Below are 21,187 nucleotides of genomic sequence, written 5' to 3'. Positions count from 1 at the left end.
CCGAGCATATCTCTGTGTGTCCGATAATATAAACTTATTGGACATGATAGCGTCCGGCAAGCCGGGGCGTTTAGCGCGCTATTCTCTGGTAAAAAGCGCCGCGCATCTGTAGGCTTCGGCCATGACATTTGCCCGCCCGGATCCCCTCAGCGCCCTTGGCACCCCGTCCGGGACACCCTCCTGGATTTCTTCCGCGCGCGCGGAAACCCTTGAAGATGCTACGTTCTTTTCGGGCGCGGCGCTAAGTCATCTCCATCTTGTATTGGCATGCGAAGAGGCGCCGCACGCCCTGCTGCGAGACAGGCTGGCGTTGCGCGCGGCCGAGGCCTGTGTCGCGTTTTCCGGGCGTCCGGAGCGGGCGGCGGAGCTACGCGACGCGATCCACCTTCTGCGCCCCGGCGACCTGCCCGGACCGGCCGGGGAAACCTGCCTTGAATGGCGCCGGGCTGCGGAGCGGCCCCTCTCGGTCAAGGCGCTGGCCCGCACGCTGCCGGGCGCCGCGCCGGGCCAGATCGCCACATGGCTCGACGCTGGACGCGGACCGCCGGTGACCCGCGCGGCGATGGTGCTGGAGGCGGTGCTGTCCGAGGCCCCGCGCGCGACGACACCGGCGCTGGTGCTGGCCGATGCCGCCCTCGCGCAGGCGCTTGGCTGGCCTCATCTGGTCCCGCTGCTGGCCGCGGGCGTGACGCGTGCCGACTTGCGCAAGCAGGGCGATGATCTTCGACTAGCCGGTCATCGCGCCCTTCTCGCATCGGCGGTCGAGGCGCTGCGCCTCTCTGCCGACCTCACCCGCCGGGCGGCGCATCTGACGGCGGTCACGCCGAAGCTGCGAGCCAAGGGCGCGGGCGCCGCCGTCGAGATCTTCCTGACCCGCGATGCCGTGGCGCCCTCGGCCCTGCCGTTGCCCGATCGCGCCGCGCGGCGGCTCTGCGACCGTCTGGTCGATCTCGGGGCGGTGCGCGAGTTGACGGGCCGCGACACCTTCCGGCTCTACGGGGTCTGAACGATGCCCAGGGATCGACGCGACGCAGACATCGATCGCGAGCTGGCGGACCTGCCGCCGGAGTTGCGCTGGCGCGAATGGATGCGCCGGATCGAGGCGGTGCTCTTTGCCTCTGCCTCGCCGGTTCCGCGCGAGGATCTGGCGCGGGTCGTGGGGCAGGGGGCCTCGGTCGACCTGCTGGTCGGGGACCTCGCCGCCGATCTCGAGGGCCGGGCTTTCGAACTCGCCCGGGTGGCCGGCGGCTGGATCTTCCGCACGCGCGCGGCCTATGCGCCCGCGATCCGTGCAGCGGCGGATGTCGGCGACCAGCTGCAGGACCTGAGCGCCTTTGACGTCGCGGTGCTGGCTGCCATCGCTTACCACCAGCCGATCACGCGCGACGGGCTGAAGGACATCTTCGGCAAGGAGATCAGCCGCGACCTGATCGGGCGGCTGCATGCACGAGAGCTGATCGGGACCGGGCCAAGGGCGCCTCAGCGTGGCGCGCCCTATACCTTCGTCACCACCACGCAGTTCCTGGTCGCGTTTGGGCTGGAGACGCTCGCGGACCTGCCGGAGCAGGAGCAGTTGGTAGATGCGGGGCTTGAAGGCGGTTCGTAGGAACTGGCGGCGCGCGCATCGAGGGACCTTGGGCTTAAGGCCTGAGCTCTTCGAGCAGTTTGTTCCCCAAGCCCCTTGTTCAGCCGAGGAGCTTCTCCAGCTCCTCCCCTTGGGTGGCATGCTTCTTGGGATCGTTTGCTTTCAACTTGTGCACGTTGATGAGCTTCCATCTGACGGCTGGAAGCTCGGCCGCTTGAGGGCGATCGATCGCGTCGAAGTCGGGGGCGCCGTCATGCAGGGTTCTCAGGAACCTCTTCGCGCCCTCATTCATCCGAGATTGGATGTCCCCGATCAGGCGGTCGCGCGTTGCGATCAATTCCCCCAGGTCGACGGCTTCCTTCGTCATGCCCTCGAATTCCCGCGCGTAGGGCTGGTCCAGATCGATCAGGTTCGGGTTCAACAGTTCGTGCGGCGGGCGTGGTGAACTCGCGACGTAGACCAGAAAGGTGCGGAACAACGCGTCGGTAAAGCCTTCGTTCTCGTAGAGCAGATTGACGTCGTAGAGGTCTCGAGGGTGCTGGCGATCAAGGGCCGCATGTAGCTTGCCGCCGAACAAATCCTCGAAGGAGACGATGTTCATCTCCGCATATCCGAACGCATCCTCGACGGCTTCGGAGACGTCGCGGTGTTCCGGATCATGCACGACGCCGCGGGTGACGGGGGAGGTTTCGATCTTGATTTCGGCCCGGCCGAGGCGGGCGAGTACGCGTGTAGCGCCACCGCCACCGCCGGCAATGCGCTGTGCTTTGGCGCCGGCGATGCCGCCTTCGATGGCGGCGGCAATCCGGTCCATCGCGTCGTTGATCTCGGCGAGGCTTTCGGCGCGGTCTTTGACAGGCAGATAGGTCAGATCGATATCGACCGAGAGGCGCGGAAGGTCGCGATAGAAGAGGTTGATGGCCGTGCCCCCCTTGAGTGCAAATACCTCTTCCCTAGCGACATGCGGGAGTATCCGGACGAGTAGCGCCACCTGGGCGGCATAGTCTTCACGCGCCATGACCACGTTCCTTTCTTGCAAACTCGTCGGGCACCATGATCCTGTAGCGCGGGTGTATCTTGCCGCCTTTGACCAAGGCGCGATCCCCGCTGCCGAGGTCGAAGTCTTTTGGATCGAGACGCTTGCGCCAGGCATGATCGTGGCGGTCGGCGAAGACGAAGAACAGGCGCTTGACCTTGATCTTCTTGCAACTGCTGAGCAGTGCCGAGAGGGTTCTCGGGCGCAACGTCGTCAGGCTTTCAAACGTCATGTCGAGGGTGTGAAAGCTCTCCTGATCCGGCAACTCGTCCAGCGCCTCGAAGACCGCGCGTTCCGGCGAGGACATGACCAGCTTCCAGTCCCATGGCAGGGTTGATGCCGTCTCGTCGGGATTACGTCGTGCGTCATCGACACCCAGCTCGGGATCGGAGAACAGCGATACGTTGCGGGTGCGCAGGTCGGCGTTGAGCGGCAGTTTCTCGAGCCAGTTGGGGATCTTCGCGCCGTAGAGCCAGACCGTGCTCTTGTCGCCGAGTGAGAGATAGTGCGCATAGCCTTGCAGGCCCAATGCCGTCGCCCCGCCGATATGGACAGGGTAGTGCATGATGTGCTGGAGCGAGAGCAGGCAGGTCTTCCAGTCGAGTGTGTTCGTGGTGGCTCTGCCTGGTGCGGGGCGCCGGAAGACGCCGCGGTCAAGGCGTTCCAGCCAACCGCGTTGGACATAGGCGTAGGATGAGCGCCGGCCTACCCCATGGTGTTCAAGCCAGGGGGAGTCTACGAGGAACCCTGCGGGGACAGCCTCAAGAAGGTTCTTTAGCTTTTCGTGCTCTTGTCCACTCATGCGCGACATAATTATGCATTTTTAAAGAGATCACCACTCGCTTCTTTAGGAATTTGTGAGATGGTCCATCAAGGATGGACAAAAATGAATCTCTCAAGGGGCTTGGGGGTGGCGCGGGGACCCGCTCTAGTTCGGCACGACGCGCCGTCGGACCGCAGCGACTACCGACACTTCCTTTTGTCCAAACGCTTCGTCTGAAGTGTAGCTACCATTGCCGCCGAAGCCTTGCTGCGCCGGCAGTCGAACGGCGGGTTCCGGGAGTGCGGCCTCTCCGAGCAGCTCGATGCCGAGCAGCGGCGTCGGGACGGAAATGGTCATCCGGTGCACGTGGCACGAAGCAACAGGTCAGGGCCGAGGCCGCAATGACGGCGGCATCACCCCAAGACGAGGTCCTTCATCCAGACTCAGATCCATTTCGGCCCCATTGCGGACTTACGTCGCTTGGTCAGTCGCTGCAGTGCAACTCCCCAAAGCCAGCCAATCACTGGCTATCGGATTGAAAGCCAATATGCGTCAGATCGCTATCTCTCAAACCGCCCCTTTGATTTACCTAGACGAGACGGCAGGGGCCGCAGCTTGTCCATGGTTTTTGGTTTCGGCCGCTTCTGCTGAAAGCCTGCGAGCTCGTGTCGGCCGAGCTCCGTGATGCGATATCCAAGGGTCCCGAACCACTTGTTGGTGCCAGCCTCAATCAACCTCCAACCCTCAAGATCCGAAAGCGTTTTGTCACCGATCCCGGGCGACAGCTTGTTGCGAAGTACAAATACTAGCTCGCCGCCACATCTAGAATCCTCATAGTCGCATTCCTCGCGTAGCTTTCGCAGGGCGTCGACGTGCCGCTTGGTAAGTTCGTGGTTCATGTCCAAAATCGGCACCCTTCAAGGTTGAGCATCATGATACTGACAGTAATGGTGTGAATACCTGATGAAAACTCGCTCAAGGGGCAAAGACGCTAAGCCGGCCCAGACCTGCAGTTCAATCGCTTGCCGATCGCCGCGGTGCAGCTTTATTAGACCGGCCATTTGTCCATCGCGCAGCATTTTCAGAGGAAAAAGGTTGGCAATGCGGACAAAGGGTGCATTCGCTGCGGATGCGCAGATGGCTGCTTCAGGTTTGGCGCACCGATAGGACATTGCAGCAGGTCGCGCCGGTTAGTCCGTATAGCTTTGGCAGGCATCAACTCCGTTGGCTGTCGAGGCAAGTAGCTGATCTGCATCACGGATGAGATCGGCGACCCGCCTGTCCGCCAGACGATACCGAACGAAGCGGCCTTTGCTGCGGCGACTGACCAGCCCGCATTCCAGCAGACAGCGCAGATGGTTCGAGACGTTGGGCTGACCCAAACCCGTATGCCCGACGATTTCCTGCACGTTGCGTTCGTCCGACACCAGCGCATCGAGGATCGTCAGACGGCTGGGATCGCTTAGGCCCCGGAAGAGCTTTGCCCGCAGTTCCAGTGTATCGGGTGCCGAAAGATCGTCTTGAATGTTTTGCGCTGTCATATCATTATCCACTGATACGTTAGCAGCGTACCTTTTCGCCCGCCACCACAAAAAGGATCGCACATGAGCCAGCCCGATAACAGCAAGTTGGCGACAGCCTCCTCCCCGATCCGAATGCGGGTGCAAGGCATGGACTGCGCGAAAGATGCCGCCGAGATCGAGCGCGCGGCCCGGTCTGCGGGCGTGGCCGAAGGCGACGTGAAAGTGTCCGCCGCCACCCACATCATGACATTGCGGATCGCGGACGGCGATCTGCCGAAAGTGCGGCCCGCGCTCGACGCGACCGGCTACGGTTTCGAGAAGATCGAGGACGGCGATACATCGTCCGATCCGGCCTACAAGGACCCGAGCTATCGCCGCGCGCTCTGGATCGTGGTCGCGCTCAATCTCGGATACGGCGTGGTCGAAATGTTCGGCGGGTTCTTGTCCGGTTCGCAGGCGCTGAAGGCAGACGCGCTCGATTTTCTGGGCGATGGTGCGATCACGTTTCTGGGCCTGCTCGCCATCGGCTGGAGCCTGACATGGCGGGCGCGGTCGGCGATGATCCAAGGCGTGTTTCTGGGCCTTCTGGGCCTTGGCGTTGTCGGCAGCACGCTCTGGCGTGTCCTCAACCAGACCACGCCAGAAGCCGGGTTGATGGGAGCCTTCGCGGTAGGTGCGCTGATCGTAAACATCCTCGCGGTGCTGCCGCTGCTAAAGCACCGCAAGGGTGATGCCAATATGCGAGCCGTCTGGCTGTTCTCTCGCAACGACGCCATCGGCAACCTCGCCGTGGTCATCGCCGCCGGGCTGGTCGCGTGGCTTGGCAGTGCATGGCCCGACCTGATCGTCGCGTTCGCGATCGCGGGGCTTTTCCTGCATTCGTCGTGGATGATCATCCGCGATGCCCGGAGTGACTTGGTGGAAGCTGACTAACTCCATCATGGTGCGACGCGCCGGACGAAAGCCGACATTCGCGCGCCCCGCAGCATCGGTGAGTCTGGGCTCTTCAGTTACATTCGCCGCGAGGAGAATGAACGTCAACTCCTGCGAAACTCATCCGTGCTCCGCGATGATAGCTCTCGTTGTCTGAACTGCCGAAGCAAGCGTTGTCCGGTCTGTGTTCGTGATACCTAGGCCCTCAACATCAAGCGACAGTTGACCTTGGCCACCTCCGCTTGCAGCAGCACGAGCCGCGCGGCCGCGGGCCTTCGCTGCGCTGACAGGGTCAGTTTTCGATGCGTTAGGCACATTGTGGCCGACTTCCCGCGGTCCCGCAGCCGCCCGCACTTCCTGCAGTTCTTGCTTCAACCTCTCCACCGTTTCCCGGGTCTCAGACATCTGCCGATCCCGCCGCAGGCCGTCCTCGTCCGGATATGGGAAGCTTCCCGATTGACAGGCGTGCAGAACCTTCAACGCCGGGTCCTCGAAATACTTCACCCTTCTTGCCCGGATCGGCATCTGCGCGTCGATCACGAGGATGACCTCGTCGAGGTCCATGCGTCGGGCCTCATCCTCGGTCAGGAGCGGGGTATCTTCTGTCCTCTCCGAGACGCTGCGCCCTTCGAATGGATTGCGTCCAACAGCACGGGAGCGGGTCACCACACGCTTGGTGGTCTTGCCGACAGCCTGGCTCAATTCCTCGATGGTCTTCTGCTCGGACGGGGTGAGGTAGAGCTTTACCCCGGCGCCGCCCTGCAGCGACCTGCGGGTGTTTTCACCATAGATCTCGTCCAGCGCCGGGATCGTCTGGGTCACGATGGCGAGGTTGCCGCCGAAGGAGCGCAGCGTCTTTATGCTTTCGGCGACGATTGGCATTTTCCCGAGCCGGTCAAACTCGTCGAGCATGATCATCACCGGCCAGGGCTCGTCATCGCCGGGTTCCTGTGCTTGCAGCGAGGCGATCAGGTCCGAGAAGAAGAGGCGGATCAGCGGGGCAAGCGGGCGGATCATCTCGGATTCGACCGCAAGATAGATCGCATGTGGGCGACGGCGGATATCCCGGAAGGAAAAGTCAGAGGTCGCGGTGGCCGCGTCGATCGCGCGGTTGTCCCAGGTGTCGAGACCCGATGTCATGAGAAGCGAGAGGTAGGAGGTGAGGGTGTCGTTGTTGGTCGAGGCCATACGCTCGAAGATCAGTTTGGCCGAGGTGTTCTTCACCTCCTGCGAACGCTTCAGATATTCCTTCTGCTTGTCGCCCCCCGAGGCGGTGATGCGGTAGATCTCGCCGATGGTCGGCACGCCGCGCTCGAAGGCCAGAAGACCGGCCGCCACGAACAAGTCGATACCGCCTGCGAGAAGGCCGCTCAGCTTTTCGTTGTCGGTCTGCAGGAAGAGCTTCGCGGTGAGTTTAAGCTCCATCTGCTGCCGGTCGGGGTTGGTCATGGCAGCAATGCGCGCCAGCGGATTATAGCGATGTGTTGGTCGGTCCCAGTCGGTCGGCGCGAAGCGGAAAACCTTGTCCCCCATGCTGGCGCGGAAGCGCGAGGTCTCGCGGAAGTTCTCGCCTTTCACGTCGAGCACCACGGCGGAGCCCTTGTAGGTCAGCAGGTTCGGGATCACGAACCCCACGCCCTTGCCCCGGCCTGTAGGCGCCACGATCAGCGCGTGGGGGAAGGTTTTTGAGACTAGGAACGGGCGCTTGGATTTCGGGGAGCCGAGCTTGCCCAGAAGGAAGCCACCGTCGGGCTTGGCAAAGAAACCGTTCCTGTTCATCTCGCTGCGGGTCTGCCAATGCGTCGTCCCGAAGCGGGTCAATGCATCCCCCAGAAGCGTGACGCTCAGCATCAGCGATGCCAGGCCGAAGCTGCCAAGGATGAGGTTCACCCAGAGGAAGTCTTTCGGTGCAGACTGAGACAGACCCCGATATTCGCGGGCAAGCAGGGTGACGTCGAAACGGGTGGGAGAAAGCCCATAGCGGAACATGACAAAGCCGGTCGCCACGACATAGCCCATGGCGAGACCGACCAGCACGAGGCTCAACACTCCTAAGGCAATCTTGCCTTTATCCATGGGTGATCCCCTTCTCGCCATCTGCCGCAGCGTGGCGTGCGCGCTGCGCCTCTATCTGTTCTTCCGCCAATGCATCGAGAACGCGCTCCATCGCCGGGCCGTGCGCAGTGACCTCGCTGCTCTGGAGATAGGTCTTGGCGAGTTCCAGCTGGCGCAGCGGATCCTCGGTGAATGTGTCCAGGACGTCCGCGTTACCGGCCCGCAGCGCGTCGATTGCGTCGTGGCTTAGTCGCTCGTTTATCTGCCGGACGATGTCCTGCTGCTCTGACTCGGAGAGCGGGCCCTCGACGTCGGCGTTTCGCACAAAGGCCATGACGGTTGGCGCTGTCTCTTCCAGATACCGGCGCTCGGCGTAGTCTTGTCGCGCCTGGTCCTCGATCTCGAAACTGCGCTCGCTGATATAGGCACGCGACGCGCCTAGCGAACGAAGGTGATTGATTTCGTCCTGGACGGCCTTCCCGAATTCATCATCCGGCATCTCCGTGCGATAGCGGGCGAGGGTGCGGAGCTCTTCGGCAATCGGACCGAGATGATCCGAAGGATCCCGCAAGGCGAGGTCCATGTCGCCAGCATGAAGCGTGCGGTCCTGCTCGGATACCGCATATTGCGGCGGCATTCGACTGTCGGTGATCTGTTCCCAGGCCATTGAGGCCAGTTCGGCATGTTGCGGCGATTTCTGCGCGTAGACGTCGAACGCGGCGCGGGCCTCTTCAACCTCCACGGCACCTGCCCGCCGGACGGACGGGTCGTCGAAGAACGGATGATCGAAATCCGTCCGGCGGAACTGCGCCACCAGCGCTCTGAACGCCTGCCGCTCCGATGGGGCAAAGATGTCGGACCCATCTTGCGCGAGATCACTCCCAGGTGTCGTCAACCGTTCACCAAGCGCTGCCTCAGCGTCATCCACCTCGTCGACCTCGGTTGGCGCGCGCAGGACGCGTACATCGGTCAAAACATCGCCCAGCCGAACATGCACGGCTTCCAGCCGGTCGAGCGCGTCTTCCCGGTCCGCAGATTTCTCCAGATCGAGGTCGCTTGCTTTGGCAATCCCCTGCAGATCCTGTGCCAGCCACTGGCGCTCCAATGCGGCATTGCCTGCCCCCTCCCGCAGGCGCGCGGCCACAGCCTCGGCATCGATGCCCGTGCCTTGCAACGCTTCGGCCAGCTTTGGTGCCACCTCTCCATCGTCAAGACGCGCGAGGTGATCTTCACTGGCGTTTGGCCTTGCATAGATGCCGTCCCGGGACGGAGCATCGACCAGGGCGGCGGAGCGATCCCCGAGCGGGTTCAAATGCGCGACCGAGGCCAGAACGTCGGTCAGCTTGCGCTCGATCACCGGCCTCTCGGCCGCCGGCGCCCTGTCGATCGCCGCCTCGATCTGGCGAATGTTCTGAGAAAACTCGGTGATCAGCGTGTCGAACGCTGCTTCGTCTTGGGACATGTAGATGGCTCCGTCAGCTTGCATCTGACCGCCACTGGCAAGGATGGTGCTGGCCCGCTCGAGCGCTTCGGCCACGTCGTCGAAATTCGAACGTGACGCCTCCGCCGCGAGCCCACGGTAGATCAACGCCTTGTGCCTGACGGTTTCCAGAGCGGCCCCCAGGTCCGCGCCGGTTCTCTGGCGCTCAACTGGGGGACGACCTTCGTCGCGAGCCTTGTAGATTTCATCGATCTCGGCGCGGTAGGTCGTGACGCCGCGATCCAGACGACGCGTCGCCTCAAGGCGGATCCCATGAACCCGGGCCGCCTCGACCATCGCCTCGCGAAAGGCGTCGTAGTTGAAGTGATGATCCTTCCCGAGAAAGAACATTTCGCCATCCTTGCTGCGGCGGTTCAGAACAATATGCGCATGTGGATGCGCGCGATCTTGGTGTATTGCAGCAATATAGTCGAATTGCGACCCCTCACCTTGAAAGAACTTCTCGCAGACCGCCTGGGTGATATCGCGCACCTCTTCACCCCTGGTCCCAACCGGGAATGCCATCAGCAGATGCGACGTATGGCCAAGCTTGGGGCTGTAGCGCTCGTTCCACTGGTTCTCGAACCGCCGCGCCACTCGGTTGATCTCGGCTTCCGAGAGCTGCTTCTTCCCGTCATGGGTGCCGCGACTGTCGAGGATATGGGTCGACTTTGTTGTGAGATATGTGAGCTGAGCCCGTAGCTGCGCCCCGGTGTGACAGCCCCCTTTCGAGATAGCCTTGAAGATCGCTGGCGAATAGCCGCGCGCGGCCCGAACCATCTGCGCGCCCCTGGAAAGCCCCTGCCAGGATCCCGAAACTCGGCTCCAGCCGCGGTCAAATAGCGCCGGGTCGATGCCACGGACCCGGTCACTCCGCGCCATTCTCATTCCTCTCGGCGAGGCCCGCCAGGGCAGAGCTGATCTCAAGGTCCAGCACGCTGCGCCGCGCACGCGACATCTCCTGGACCTGGTCGGCCAGATCGAAGACCAGACCCGCAAGGGCGCGGACGTCACGGTGACTTGAGGCCGGGTAGGACAGTCTCTCGCCCCGCACCTTGGCCTCGTTCAGACGTCGCGCGATCTGGTTCACGTTGTTGCCGACCCGGTTGAGCGCGGCGCCGAGGTTGCGCAACTCGTCACACATCTCGTCGTCGGGCAGGAAAACACCTTCGGCCGCCAGCATCAGGCGGCGCATGGCATCCGAGCGGTGCGCAATCCCGCGCCGCGACAGCGCCGCGTCGAACCGGCGCAGGTCGTCGTCCGAGACCCGGATCCCCACAACCCGCGATCGGCTGCCGTTCGCTGTCTGACGCTCATCCCAGTGGTTCACCACGTTGTAGATCGTCTTCAGGCTGACATCGTAGCGGGCTGCCAACGACACCGCGGAGACGCCGTTCCGGCGCTCTTGGGAGATGGTCGATCGTTCGATCACTGACAGTCTGCGGCGGCGGGGCATTTTGAAGTTAACGTTCCTATTTCTTGCCAACTTCGTACAAGCCCGCCGACTCCCAACGCAAGTGGAGTCGACCATAAGGGCTTGTACTCAATGTAGAAAATCGCCCTGCAGGGGCGATTTTCCGTCCTTTGTCAAATGGATCGCGCGTCGCGCTCATTGCACCACGCGATGCGGTCTCCGCATCGCGCATCGCGTCTTTCGCGCCCCGTCTCTTGCACCCCGCAAGACGGGTTTTGCTGCGTGCTAACCGGCTCGCGTCACCCGCAGAACGACATACGCGAGACTGCCTCCCGTCGTCTGGAGCGCGCTAACCGTCACCTGCATTCTGTCCGAAGCGCATCGCCAAGCGTATCCCGACACTTGGAGGGTGTGTGATGCCCCGCGGCGAATGCTGATGGCGCCACGGCAGACGTCGCACGGTCATCGCACAACGCCGCCCGCTGCATGCCAAACGCGGGTCGCATCCCGACTTCTGCTTGACCCCTCCGCCTCATGCGTTTAGCGACATTTGGGTATTATCGTTGCGATTCACTATTTTTGCGGAGGATCAGAATGCCGAACGAAAATCTTGTGGTGATCGCAGCGATGGCCCGGAAAGGGGGCAGTGGAAAAACGACGCTTTCGCGCGCCTTGATCAGCGCCGCGATCGCCGCCGGACGCAGAGTGATGTTGATCGACACGGACAGCACGAGAGTACTCGGTGCCTGGCATGCTCGGGCGGAAACCGGTGGGCTGAGTTCGCCGCTTCTCTGCTCGGTCACCGTCGAAAGCGTGGCGGGTGTCGAGGATCAGATCAATCAGGTCTACATGGCAGGCACGGCAGACTTCATCTTCATCGATACCGCAGGGGTCGGTGCCGAATGGTCAGACGGCATTGCGGTGCTTGCGGACCACATCGTGACGCCCGTCATGCTGTCGACGTCTGATTTCGATGTCGGAGCGCAGACTTCTGATTGGTTTGAGAAACTGAAATCCCGTGTTGACGACCCCTCCAGCCTTCCGCGCCACCACGTCGTCCTCAACATGGTCGACCCGAAAACGACCCGTGCTGACGCCGCCCTGATTGAAGAAGCGCTCACCCGTTTTCCGGTGATTGAGACCGTCATGATGCGACGAAACACTTACAAGGAGATGGATCAGAAGGGGCTTCTCCACGCCTTGGCGCTGGAAAAGCAATCCGATCCGAACCCCCTTATGCGTCCACATGTACGTCATGTCGTCGAGGCGCTTGAGGAGGCGACGGACATTCTCAACAACATTCTTGCTGCGTGAGGACAGTCGATTGCGCAAGAAGATCCCGACCATCACTAGGCCCGACCCAGCCTACGCCGCCACCCTGCAACAGGGTGACCGCGAGGTTCCCGAGAAGGAGGAAGAGGTACAGGTCACAGCAACAAAGACAGGCACCCCAGTCGCTGACGTTGGCGCTGATCGGCACGAGTCAGAGCGTGCGCCGAAAAGTGCCGTGGCGCCGCACCAAGTCACCGCGGAAAGCTCTGACCCGCATACCAGCCTGAGAGCTCCCGTTTCGGCACGAGCTTTGAGCCCGACCCGGAAGATCGACATCAGGGTCAACGCACTCGAACGACAGGAAGCAGCGCTGGAAACTTGTGGTGTTGAGCCGGCACATGTGGTGCGTGCCGCCCTGCGCCGTGCAGTCAAAGGCTGGCAACTGTCGCCGGTCTTCGCGCCAATTGCTGAGGAGCGGCGCACTCGAAACACGCAGTGGCAGGCCCGGACATCACTGGCAGTCGATGCGGCCAGCCTGGGTATGCTCCTTCGGGACCACGACCCCCTCGACGTCTTGAGTAAATGGGCTCTGATCCGCGGCCAAGTGGAACCACGCATATGGGGCGAGATCGACAAAATCTTGGAAGAAATTGCCGTTCGCGCTGCATCGCCGCATGAGCAGCACACACCGTAAGAGATCTATCTGAAAAGATAACTTGCATTTCGCCGGTGGATTTTCGCCCAACGGCAGAAGCTCGCCTTGCAGTTGCGGAAAACGTGGCGCTATTGAGCGTCATATAGATTTTCAGACCTCAGTGGTGACGAGTTACGAGGTCCATTTAGGAGGAACGCATTATGAACACGAAGCCCCGCCTGACTGGCGAACCGATCATGCGCATCCTCTGCAAGACATCTGAAAATCTGGTTGGCTACCTGTACCAATGGAACAATGGCGACGTGCAGCCTGCCTGGTTCGACGGCGCCATGGCAGATGGGGTGGATGGCTCCCGCTCCCGGCGTCGCAACACGCCATACTGCAGGTGTCAGAATCTGCGATCGAAAGGAGCCACCCCATGCAAGTTACCACCGTCGGCCTCGACCTGGCCAAGAACATCTTTCAAGTCCACGGAGTGACCGGGACCGGAGAGGTTGCCTTCAACCGACCGTTGAGACGGGCGCAGGTGCTGGCGTTCTTCGAGCGACTGTCGCCCTGCCTCATCGGCATCGAAGCCTGCGCATCGAGCCACCATTGGGCGCGGGAGCTTTCGCAACTCGGCCATACCGTCCGACTGATGCCGCCAATGTACGTCAAACCCTACGTGAAGCGTGGCAAGTCCGATGCGGTCGACGCCGAAGCGATCTGCGAAGCCGTGACAAGGCCCACGATGCGCTTCGTCGAGATCAAGTCCGAGGAGCAGCAGGCACTCTTGTCCTTGCACCGCGCGCGTGACTTCATCGTGCGCCAGAGGACGCAGCTGATCAACATGGTCCGGAGCCTTGCAGCGGAGTTCGGGATCACCATCGCTCGGGGCGTCGCGCGCGCCATCGAGTTCGCCAGGTCCATCATCGACGGCAAGCAGCCGGAACTGCCCGATCTGGCCCAGGACGTTCTGCGCGTCCTCAGCCGACAGTTGGTCGATCTGCACAATCGCCTCGGCTGGTACGAGATCACGATGCGTATTCAGGCCCGTCTCAGCCGCCAAGCTCAACTCCTGCAGACCATTCCCGGCGTCGGGCCCGTCACTGCCTCGGCCGTGGCCGCTACGATTGGGTCGGGCCGCCAATTCCGGAGCGGTCGAGAGTTTGCGGCGTGGCTTGGCCTGACACCACGCAATCATTCCAGCGGTGGTAAAGAGCGGTTGGGAAAGATCACCAAGATGGGTGACCGATACCTACGCCAGCTTATCGTTGTCGGTATGACATCGCGCATCCGGCAAGTTGCGACCCGCCCCGAGCGCGCCGACCCCTGGCTGACGAAGCTGCTGCAGAGAAAGCCAGCGCGGCTTGCGACTGTCGCCATGGCGAACAAGACGGCCCGGATCATGTGGGCTGTATTGACCAGAGACGAGCCCTACAAGCCGCACGCCGTATGAGACGGCGCGCGCCAACGAGATAGCAAGACCAACGATGTGATGGTGTACCGTTCAGCCGCAACGATCAGGACGCTCCGACGAATGTCCCGGGCGCCATTGCCCGCAAAGCAGATAGGAACCTGATCTGCGGATCCCATCAGGGCCAGCGGCGATGACCGCATCAACAGGCCGGACACAAGACCGCTTCTGAAAAGGTACACGCAATCTCATTTAAGCCTTGCTATGCGGGGGCCATCCACACAGGACGTTCGCTATGAACCATTCATTCAAGCGACGGAACAGAACCCAGTCGATCCGAAGACCCCCAGACCGCGTCAGCAAGATCTGACGCACCTTGAAAAGGCCTAGCTCAAGGCCTCGCGTCGGTTTGTGGGTCATCCCATCCCGCAGGTCCTTTGAGCGATAGAGTTGACTTCTATGCCTCAAAAGTGATCTATCTGTGAGTTATAGAAAGGATATCTATAACTCATGGCTTGGAACTGGACGCTGCCTGATTGGCCGGATTTCCGGTATGACGCCTCCGCGCTGGAGCCGTTTGAGCAGACGTTCCTGCTGTCGTCCGGAGAAATCCTCGGCGCGGTCCATCATGTCAGCCAGCCGGAGCGCGAGCAACTCCGCATCGAACTGCTCAGCGAGGAAGCAATGCAGACGAGCGCCATCGAGGGTGAAATCCTCGACCGGCTCAGTGTCCAGTCTTCGTTGCGCCGCCATCTGGGCCTCGATCCGGACAGCTACCCTGCCAAACCGCGCGAACAGGGCGTCGCGGAAATGATGGTCGACGTCTATTCCAGTTTTGCAGAGCCGCTGACCCATGAGACGCTGTACCGCTGGCATCGAATGCTCCTGTCCCATGACAGTCGGTTGGAAACCATCGGGGCCTACCGACAACACGCCGAGGCGATGCAAATCGTTTCCGGCCGCCTTGACCGGCCCACGATCCATTTCGAAGCGCCGCCCTCGGAGCGGGTCATGCCTGAGATGGAGCGATACGCGGATTGGTACAACAAGACCGGGCCGGGGGGAGCAGAGCCGCTTCCAGCGCTGACGCGCGCAGGGCTAAGCCACCTCTATTTCGAGAGCATCCACCCATTCGAAGACGGCAACGGACGCTTGGGTCGCGCCCTCGCTGAAAAGTCGCTGGCGCAGAATATTGGCCAGCCGACCCTCATCTCGCTCGCCTTCACCATCGAGAAGCAGCGCAAGGCATACTACGACCAGCTCGAGCAGCATCAAAAAACGCTCGATGTGACCGATTGGCTCGTCTGGTTCGCGGAAGTTGTCTTGAAAGCCCAACAGGCAACACTCGACCGCGTCGGCTTCTTCATCAGCAAGGCACACTTCTACGATCGTCACAGAGACCACTTGAACGAACGCCAGGCCAAGGCCATCGCTCGAATGTTGCGGGAAGGCCCTGGCGGTTTCAAAGGCGGCCTCAGCGCCGACAACTACCTCAAGATCACCGGAACCTCACGCGCGACCGCGACCCGCGATCTGCAGGATCTGGTCGAGAAGGGCGTGCTCGCTCGAACCGGCGAGCGGAGGCACACGCGATACTGGTTGAAACTCGACTGGAGTGAATAAAAATTGCATGAAAACAACAATTTATAAAAAATCCGATAATTCGTTTTATGTAACATGATCCGAGACTTGAGCTCACGTTGGTGGGCTTGGGAACGCGCCCGACACACTTCGTCACAACCGGTGCTTGTCCGGCAAATCTTTGTTTCCGCAGCACAGATACCCCTTTGGTCGCATCCCGGAAAAGCTCGGGATGACTCAAGCCTGCCCGAAAGCGAATGGTGAACGGTCTTGCGTGTTGGATTTTCCGACATTATATTGAGAGCAAGACAGCTATTCGGACATGGACGATGCAAACGACCACCAAGACGAAACTGTTTCCGAAGCAGGATCTGGAACTTGTGCTTCGTGACGAGCTCATGCTCGCGGCGGAGGCTGAAGCCAGCATGCACGGAATTGTACTGCCCGCATCATCTGGGGTGGCGGCAGTCGCACCTGTACCGATGGACTCTCTTGTAGTTGTGGAGCTCTTGTGCGCGGTCGAACCAGTGCTTGGCTTTACGCCGGCGGATGCGACGGTACGCACTGGCGGATACAACTCGGTGCAAGACGCATTGGATCACTTAATCCCGCGGCTGGAACAGCAGTGGAAGAAGAAGAATGGAGTGTCAGCATGAGCGTCGCCAAGCGGACCAACGACGATGACCAAGAAGCTCGGCAGGAGATGGGGGAGCGGCTGCGGGAAGCACGTCGGTATTTGGGTCTAAAGCAAGACGAGGTGGCCCAGTACCTCAAGATCCAGAGAACCGCGTTGTCTGAGATCGAGGCCGGAAACCGCCGTGTCGAGGCTCTGGAGTTGAACCGGCTCGCGAAGCTGTATCGACAACCGGTCGCGTATTTCATCGGAGAAGACGATGCAGCTGGGAGTTTGCCGGTAGATGTAGCGCACCTTGCACGACAAGCCGCAGACTTGTCTCGGCAAGACCGGGATGAACTGGGGCGTTTTGCCGAGTACTTGCGCGCCCGCTCGGCCGCAACCCAGGAGTAACCAGTGGTTTCCAATTATTCGCAGGCAGTTCGCGGCGGAGCAGCTGCGGCGGCTCGAGCACACCGGCAACTAGGCGTGCGAGAGCGGCTCGAAACGTCAGGCGGTTCAGTCAACGTTTTTGCTCTCATCAATGAACTTGACGTGCCTTTGCTTCTACGGCCGCTCGACGGCTTGCTCGGAGCATATCTTAATGCCCCATCGCAAGGGATTCTCGTCACCACTCAGCGCCCCATGAGTATCCAGCGATTTACGGCCGCACATGAGCTCGGCCATTGTCTTCTGAACCATCAACCCAGCCTCGACGATGAAGCAAGTATCCTCCGTCGAATGCCAGCCAATTTCGATCCGGGCCACGACTATCAAGAAGTCGAAGCCGACGCTTTCGCAGTCGCGTTTCTCATGCCCAAATGGCTGCTCGCCCTACATATGAGGCGGCAGAATTGGACTGTGCCAGACTTTCGACGCGCAAACGTGATTTACCAGTTCAGTCTGCGACTTGGGGTGAGCTACGAGGCGTTGTGCTGGACCCTGGTTCGGTACAGGATGATTGCTGCGAAGCAGGCCCGCGAGCTTTTGCAGACAAAGCCAAAGGCGTTGAAAGAAGCTCTTCTCGCTGATCATCGACCGACAAACTACCGGGGCGATGTATGGCTACTTACCGAACGCGACGCTGGAGCGCTGATTGATGGCAGTCGTAACGATCTATTCGTCCTCAAGCTCACCGAGCACAGCAATGGAGGATACCTCTGGAACATCCATCAATTGCAGGAGAGCGGATTCGCCATCGTCAGTAATGAAATCGAAGCGATCGAAACAGACAGCGTCGGTGATCCTGGAATACGACGCGTCACGGCAATGCCTCCGGAAGAGTACCGAGGTCGCCTTGTGTTGGATGAAACACGACCCTGGGATCACAATCAGAGCTTCTCCAGGCTCGAGTTGGACCTCGACCTGACAGGCCCCGAAGGTGAAGGCCTTTCACGTGCTGAGCGGCGAAGACTCCTGGAGGCCGCTTGAGTGACAGTGACGATAAACGTAGATTTACGGGCGAAATTTGGGCCCGTCAGGGATCAAGGTGCGCGACCAACTTGCTTGGCGTTTGCCGCCAGCGACGCCCATGCTGCATTGCGCAGCGGCTGGGATCCTCTGTCATGTGAGTTCGCCTTCTACCATGCACAAAAACGTACCGGGCGCTCTCCAAATAAGGGAGCATTTCTCGACGACATGTTGGCCACGCTTCGCGATACCGGCCAGCCATCGGAAAGTGGATGGCCGTACATTCCGCGTTTGCCCACGGACCTGAGGCACTATCGCCCCCCATCATCCGTCGGAAATTTATTTGGGCGCGAAGGTCAGAAGACCAGTCACGAAGTCGATCGAGTTTGCGATGCGTTGGATTCCAACGTCCCTGCTATTGTTCTTTCAGTCCTGACGAGAAGTTTCTTTAATCCGCCATCGGATGGAGTCATCGACCAAATCACCGGTGACGAAGTTTTTCCGGCGCCGCGACATGCCGTTATCGCGGTCGGCTATGGGGAAGCGGCGACGAAACGTGTCATTCTGGTGCGAAATAGCTGGGGACCAACCTGGGGTTTGAGCGGGTATGCTTGGCTAACTGAGGATTTTCTGGCTAAGCACATGTATGCCTTGGCAATATTGACGGACGAATGCGATGTATCTGGCCATTCCGCCACAGCCTGATTGTGTAAGAACTTGGCGCGAAGCGGTTCGTTGCGTTGATAGCGAACCCGGACATGAGGCGCACAACGTCCTGATGTCTGTTGATGACCCGACCGCCGGGGCAAAGTTGAGCGACGCGAGCGTCAATGCCGTCAATGAATTCTTGCTACGGCACGACAAATCCGTCCGAACCATCGCCAACACGATCTTTCCGGAGGCGCTCTATCACAGATATGGTGCCCCGGAATTCTTCGACCGGTTTCGCGACCGAGTTCTGCCCACGGTACGACGCAACGAAAGATGGTCAGGATATTATTTCGAGCGGATGGTCGATTGGCCCGGCGCCCCGGCCGGCAATCCGCTTTGGGACATCGTCACGCGTATGAGGGACCCGACGGTCAGGGCAAGGAACAAATTTGAGCTTGCTCTTTTCGATCCTGCTCGCGACGTTGATCGTTCCCCTTACGGCGGACAGTGCCTCAGTTTTCTCAGCTTCAAACTGTTGGCAGGGAATCCGGAGACGCTCACACTCACAGCGATCTACCGGAACCACTACTATGTCGAAAAGCTACTCGGAAACTTGGTTGGTCTCGGCCAGTTGATGTCGTTTGTGGCCACTGAAGCTGGACTCAATATTGGATCCCTGACCGTGCTGTCGTCACATGCGACAATCGACCTGCCACGATCAACCTGCGGGGGGACTACAACACGCGGCGAGCTTCGAGCACTCCTTGACGAGATTGATGGTCTGTCTGCAGCCAATACCTAGGCAAACTCAGCGAAAGGCAGAGTTGCCGTTTCCGGTCGCCGGGCCGAACTTGAGAGATTGTATATTGCCTCGATGCCCGCAATGAACTCACTTTGCCCACCATAGCTCGGATGGCGGACCTGAGATACAGGAAGGTCCAAATCTGCTAGAGCTTCTCCCGCATCACGCCCAATTGCCACCAAGCGTTTAGGTTGAAGCATCTCCAGGAGTGCCAACAGAAATGGCCAGGTTGCCGAACGCTCCGTTTTGCGATGTGAGCGGTTGGTCATGGGATCATCTGGCGCGTGCGGGTGAAGCGGAAACACATTCCACAGCATTACTGGCCTGCCAATTGACGAAAGAAGCTGCCAAGTGACTGTCGCCGTACGTTCGGCAAGTGCCGGTCCTGTCGTGGCCCGAGCAAGGGTTATTCCGCCAAACAGATGTTCAGCTTCCGTGAGATGTGCTTCGTCGGTCAAGGGTACTCCGGTACGCCGTCCCCCCCGGTACCCGAGGTCCCTTGCTATCCAGATAGTATCAGCACGGGCATTCATCGCGGCCTCAAGACACCGCTTCAGGTTCTCGCGTCGAGCGCGCGCAGCATCGACGGTATCGTGAATGGGGCAGATGTCGCTGTACGGATTAAAGGTGTTCACCAAATCGACAGCGGCAAGTTCTTCGACAAAGGATTCTGGAGTGTTCATGTCAACGGCTCGATGTTTAGCCGCCGCTCTACGGCATCTAGGATAACAGTTCCACGGCGATGTTCACGCAGATAGCGAAATGCTGCGTATCCTTGCAGGATGGCCTCTTCCCACAGCCAGGTCGGACAGTTCTCGGCTTCGTAGCCGCGAACGAACTGTCTGACCTGCTTCAATAGGTCGAACGGCAACTCCCCGGCCTTCAGGTCTTGAAAGAAATCCATCTCCATGGCCTGTCCGAAAATCCAAGTCGCGATCCCCTCCTCGATCAATGCGGCGCGGGCTCCGTCTTGGGCCTCGTCGATCTTTGGCCGACTCTTACGTTTCAACCGAAAAAGGGAACGAGTGACCGGCGACCAGCCAAGGATAGCGACGTAGGCATAGTGGAAGACATCATGGAACCTGTAGTCATCCGGTGTCATAGCGTTGTCCGTCAGTCGATCCCCGATGTTGAGGCCGTTGCAGGTCTGGAAGACGTAGCGTTTGCCACCAACCTCCCGTTCAAAGATGTTGATCTTGAGGTTTCTGGGCAGCTGTTCTTCCGGGGGCAAGTCCGCATCGAAGAAGGGCGGGTATGCCTTCTGGATGGGCCATCGGTCTGTCGTCTTTGCTCGATTCTTGATGGCCGCAGCTTCCAGCGTGACGCCCGCTTCATTGGCCGCGCGAATGAGTATCTCGAGAATCGCGACAAGTCGGGGTCCGAGACGTCGGCGATCCCTTTGGAGCTCGTTGTTCGATTGATCGGCCATAAGAAGCCCGGTTGCAGCCGCCAACTCGATGAGGGTTGCTTCGAAAGCCGGTGACGGTGACTGTCCAGCGGTCAGTACAGACGGCTGCAAAGCCTCAAAGGTGAGCGGCACACCCGTTGCGGATAGCCAGTTCTCGCTATCGCTGGCAAGGTTGGTGACAATATCGGCGAACGAGATTTCTGCCCTAGCAGCAACTAGGTTGAAGTACCAAAGTACGTCGCCGAGTTCCTCTGTAACCGCAGCCGCGTAGGCGCGATAGGAGATCGGGTCTCTCTGCTTCTTCTTCACTTCAGAGAGAAGGCTCCCGACCTCTCCAAAGAGGCCAAGCAAAGGGAAGTTGAGGGAATCCGCGTCCCGCCGAAGGTCCGTCGCAAGCGCATCCGTTGAGAAATCCTGAACTGACAATGGAATGAAATCGTCTGACATCTGTCCTCCAAATGTGTGATAGCTGAATGCGAGGCCACCTATATCTTGTATCTGTCATTTGAATCGATTGCGGTCAGTCCGGCAAGAAAAAGTGACTTTGCGCTCATCAGACTTTCCAAGAACCGAAGCTAGGCACACCGAACGGCAAGGGCTGGAGCAATCA

General features: G+C 60.3%; 21 protein-coding genes. 12 read left to right on the top strand and 9 right to left on the bottom strand.

What is annotated here, in order from left to right; all coding sequences use genetic code 11:
- Positions 1 to 121: 121 nt before the first annotated feature.
- Together R2601_RS23300 and scpB are read left to right on the top strand one after the other, a co-directional pair.
- Entirely contained in the window at positions 122 to 1,006 is an 885-nt protein-coding gene (locus tag R2601_RS23300) for a DUF1403 family protein (protein ID WP_040545950.1), read from the top strand.
- A 3-nt stretch (positions 1,007 to 1,009) separates the two neighbouring features.
- Positions 1,010 to 1,606: an SMC-Scp complex subunit ScpB gene (gene scpB / locus R2601_RS23295; protein WP_007803336.1), complete on the top strand. Its 597-nt coding sequence runs from the start codon at positions 1,010 to 1,012 to the stop codon at positions 1,604 to 1,606.
- Between the two features lie 79 nt (positions 1,607 to 1,685).
- On the opposite strand, the gene R2601_RS23290 is transcribed toward scpB, so the two are convergent.
- The 4 genes from R2601_RS23290 to R2601_RS23275 form a co-directional block, all read right to left on the bottom strand.
- Positions 1,686 to 2,603, bottom strand: a complete 918-nt coding sequence (locus tag R2601_RS23290; RefSeq protein ID WP_007803334.1) for a nucleotidyl transferase AbiEii/AbiGii toxin family protein — start codon at positions 2,601 to 2,603, stop codon at positions 1,686 to 1,688.
- Positions 2,593 to 3,423: a type IV toxin-antitoxin system AbiEi family antitoxin domain-containing protein gene (locus R2601_RS23285; protein WP_040546007.1), complete on the bottom strand. Its 831-nt coding sequence runs from the start codon at positions 3,421 to 3,423 to the stop codon at positions 2,593 to 2,595. Before R2601_RS23285 ends, R2601_RS23290 begins: the two co-directional genes overlap by 11 nt.
- Positions 3,424 to 3,549: 126 nt before the next feature.
- A complete protein-coding gene (locus R2601_RS26725) occupies positions 3,550 to 3,741 on the bottom strand; it encodes a hypothetical protein (RefSeq protein WP_144266944.1) in 192 nt (63 codons plus the stop codon).
- Between the two features lie 833 nt (positions 3,742 to 4,574).
- Positions 4,575 to 4,925, bottom strand: a complete 351-nt coding sequence (locus tag R2601_RS23275; RefSeq protein ID WP_007803330.1) for an ArsR/SmtB family transcription factor — start codon at positions 4,923 to 4,925, stop codon at positions 4,575 to 4,577.
- A 63-nt stretch (positions 4,926 to 4,988) separates the two neighbouring features.
- On the opposite strand from R2601_RS23275, the gene R2601_RS23270 reads away from it, so the two are divergent.
- On the top strand, positions 4,989 to 5,840 hold the full coding sequence (locus R2601_RS23270; protein ID WP_007803328.1) for a cation diffusion facilitator family transporter: 852 nt from the start codon (positions 4,989 to 4,991) through the stop codon (positions 5,838 to 5,840).
- Positions 5,841 to 5,960: 120 nt separating this feature from the next.
- On the opposite strand, the gene R2601_RS23265 is transcribed toward R2601_RS23270, so the two are convergent.
- The 3 genes from R2601_RS23265 to mobC are packed head-to-tail and all read right to left on the bottom strand — an operon-like array spanning position 5,961 to position 10,831.
- Entirely contained in the window at positions 5,961 to 7,916 is a 1,956-nt protein-coding gene (locus tag R2601_RS23265; protein WP_040545947.1) for a type IV secretory system conjugative DNA transfer family protein, read from the bottom strand.
- On the bottom strand, positions 7,909 to 10,257 hold the full coding sequence (locus R2601_RS23260) for a relaxase/mobilization nuclease domain-containing protein (protein WP_007803321.1): 2,349 nt from the start codon (positions 10,255 to 10,257) through the stop codon (positions 7,909 to 7,911). Before R2601_RS23260 ends, R2601_RS23265 begins: the two co-directional genes overlap by 8 nt.
- Positions 10,244 to 10,831, bottom strand: coding sequence for a plasmid mobilization relaxosome protein MobC (gene mobC / locus R2601_RS23255; RefSeq protein WP_028095094.1), 588 nt, complete (start codon positions 10,829 to 10,831; stop codon positions 10,244 to 10,246). The genes R2601_RS23260 and mobC overlap by 14 nt, the downstream gene beginning before the upstream one ends.
- A 552-nt stretch (positions 10,832 to 11,383) precedes the next feature.
- Between mobC and R2601_RS23250 the strand changes: the two genes are divergently transcribed.
- The 9 genes from R2601_RS23250 to R2601_RS23215 all read left to right on the top strand — a co-directional run bounded on the left by R2601_RS23250 (position 11,384) and on the right by R2601_RS23215 (position 19,169).
- On the top strand, positions 11,384 to 12,103 hold the full coding sequence (locus tag R2601_RS23250) for a ParA family protein (protein ID WP_007803318.1): 720 nt from the start codon (positions 11,384 to 11,386) through the stop codon (positions 12,101 to 12,103).
- A gap of 10 nt (positions 12,104 to 12,113) precedes the next feature.
- Positions 12,114 to 12,755 (top strand): hypothetical protein, encoded by a 642-nt coding sequence (locus R2601_RS23245; RefSeq protein ID WP_040545943.1) that lies wholly within the window; start codon positions 12,114 to 12,116, stop codon positions 12,753 to 12,755.
- A gap of 379 nt (positions 12,756 to 13,134) precedes the next feature.
- Positions 13,135 to 14,154: an IS110 family RNA-guided transposase gene (locus tag R2601_RS23240; protein WP_007794398.1), complete on the top strand. Its 1,020-nt coding sequence runs from the start codon at positions 13,135 to 13,137 to the stop codon at positions 14,152 to 14,154.
- A gap of 468 nt (positions 14,155 to 14,622) precedes the next feature.
- Positions 14,623 to 15,735 carry a Fic family protein gene (locus R2601_RS23235; protein ID WP_007803314.1) on the top strand — a complete coding sequence of 371 codons (1,113 nt, stop codon included), beginning with the start codon at positions 14,623 to 14,625 and terminating at the stop codon, positions 15,733 to 15,735.
- Between the two features lie 287 nt (positions 15,736 to 16,022).
- Entirely contained in the window at positions 16,023 to 16,349 is a 327-nt protein-coding gene (locus R2601_RS23230) for a hypothetical protein (RefSeq protein ID WP_007803312.1), read from the top strand.
- Entirely contained in the window at positions 16,346 to 16,720 is a 375-nt protein-coding gene (locus R2601_RS23225; protein ID WP_007803310.1) for a helix-turn-helix domain-containing protein, read from the top strand. Before R2601_RS23230 ends, R2601_RS23225 begins: the two co-directional genes overlap by 4 nt.
- A gap of 3 nt (positions 16,721 to 16,723) precedes the next feature.
- Positions 16,724 to 17,737, top strand: coding sequence for an ImmA/IrrE family metallo-endopeptidase (locus R2601_RS23220; RefSeq protein WP_195903889.1), 1,014 nt, complete (start codon positions 16,724 to 16,726; stop codon positions 17,735 to 17,737).
- The gene (locus tag R2601_RS26295; RefSeq protein ID WP_217626410.1) at positions 17,738 to 18,421 is read left to right on the top strand and encodes a C1 family peptidase; all 684 of its coding nucleotides are present in this window, start codon (positions 17,738 to 17,740) and stop codon (positions 18,419 to 18,421) included.
- Positions 18,393 to 19,169 (top strand): hypothetical protein, encoded by a 777-nt coding sequence (locus R2601_RS23215; protein WP_234168053.1) that lies wholly within the window; start codon positions 18,393 to 18,395, stop codon positions 19,167 to 19,169. The genes R2601_RS26295 and R2601_RS23215 overlap by 29 nt, the downstream gene beginning before the upstream one ends.
- On the opposite strand, the gene R2601_RS26290 is transcribed toward R2601_RS23215, so the two are convergent.
- Both R2601_RS26290 and R2601_RS23210 read right to left on the bottom strand, forming a co-directional pair.
- The gene (locus R2601_RS26290) at positions 19,166 to 19,852 is read right to left on the bottom strand and encodes a uracil-DNA glycosylase (protein ID WP_072704026.1); all 687 of its coding nucleotides are present in this window, start codon (positions 19,850 to 19,852) and stop codon (positions 19,166 to 19,168) included. The two genes, R2601_RS23215 and R2601_RS26290, sit on opposite strands and share 4 nt — an antisense overlap.
- Complete coding sequence (locus tag R2601_RS23210; protein WP_007803306.1) at positions 19,849 to 21,024, bottom strand: nucleoside triphosphate pyrophosphohydrolase family protein; 1,176 nt, start codon at positions 21,022 to 21,024, stop codon at positions 19,849 to 19,851. Before R2601_RS23210 ends, R2601_RS26290 begins: the two co-directional genes overlap by 4 nt.
- Positions 21,025 to 21,187: the final 163 nt, after the last annotated feature.

Source organism: Salipiger bermudensis HTCC2601 (assembly GCF_000153725.1).
Taxonomy (GTDB): Bacteria; Pseudomonadota; Alphaproteobacteria; order Rhodobacterales; family Rhodobacteraceae; genus Salipiger; species Salipiger bermudensis.
This window is presented reverse-complemented; position numbering and strand designations above follow the sequence as displayed.

Coding starts and splice junctions, on each gene's coding strand:
- R2601_RS23230 (WP_007803312.1), top strand. CDS start 16,023: ATGCAAACGACCACCAAGACGAAACTGTTTCCGAAGCAGGATCTGGAA.
- mobC (WP_028095094.1), bottom strand. CDS start 10,831: ATGCCCCGCCGCCGCAGACTGTCAGTGATCGAACGATCGACCATCTCC.
- R2601_RS26290 (WP_072704026.1), bottom strand. CDS start 19,852: ATGAACACTCCAGAATCCTTTGTCGAAGAACTTGCCGCTGTCGATTTG.
- R2601_RS26725 (WP_144266944.1), bottom strand. CDS start 3,741: ATGACCATTTCCGTCCCGACGCCGCTGCTCGGCATCGAGCTGCTCGGA.
- R2601_RS23285 (WP_040546007.1), bottom strand. CDS start 3,423: ATGAGTGGACAAGAGCACGAAAAGCTAAAGAACCTTCTTGAGGCTGTC.
- scpB (WP_007803336.1), top strand. CDS start 1,010: ATGCCCAGGGATCGACGCGACGCAGACATCGATCGCGAGCTGGCGGAC.
- R2601_RS23290 (WP_007803334.1), bottom strand. CDS start 2,603: ATGGCGCGTGAAGACTATGCCGCCCAGGTGGCGCTACTCGTCCGGATA.
- R2601_RS23265 (WP_040545947.1), bottom strand. CDS start 7,916: ATGGATAAAGGCAAGATTGCCTTAGGAGTGTTGAGCCTCGTGCTGGTC.
- R2601_RS23210 (WP_007803306.1), bottom strand. CDS start 21,024: ATGTCAGACGATTTCATTCCATTGTCAGTTCAGGATTTCTCAACGGAT.
- R2601_RS23270 (WP_007803328.1), top strand. CDS start 4,989: ATGAGCCAGCCCGATAACAGCAAGTTGGCGACAGCCTCCTCCCCGATC.
- R2601_RS23225 (WP_007803310.1), top strand. CDS start 16,346: ATGAGCGTCGCCAAGCGGACCAACGACGATGACCAAGAAGCTCGGCAG.
- R2601_RS23275 (WP_007803330.1), bottom strand. CDS start 4,925: ATGACAGCGCAAAACATTCAAGACGATCTTTCGGCACCCGATACACTG.
- R2601_RS23235 (WP_007803314.1), top strand. CDS start 14,623: ATGGCTTGGAACTGGACGCTGCCTGATTGGCCGGATTTCCGGTATGAC.
- R2601_RS23300 (WP_040545950.1), top strand. CDS start 122: ATGACATTTGCCCGCCCGGATCCCCTCAGCGCCCTTGGCACCCCGTCC.
- R2601_RS23215 (WP_234168053.1), top strand. CDS start 18,393: ATGTATCTGGCCATTCCGCCACAGCCTGATTGTGTAAGAACTTGGCGC.
- R2601_RS23240 (WP_007794398.1), top strand. CDS start 13,135: ATGCAAGTTACCACCGTCGGCCTCGACCTGGCCAAGAACATCTTTCAA.
- R2601_RS23260 (WP_007803321.1), bottom strand. CDS start 10,257: ATGGCGCGGAGTGACCGGGTCCGTGGCATCGACCCGGCGCTATTTGAC.
- R2601_RS23250 (WP_007803318.1), top strand. CDS start 11,384: ATGCCGAACGAAAATCTTGTGGTGATCGCAGCGATGGCCCGGAAAGGG.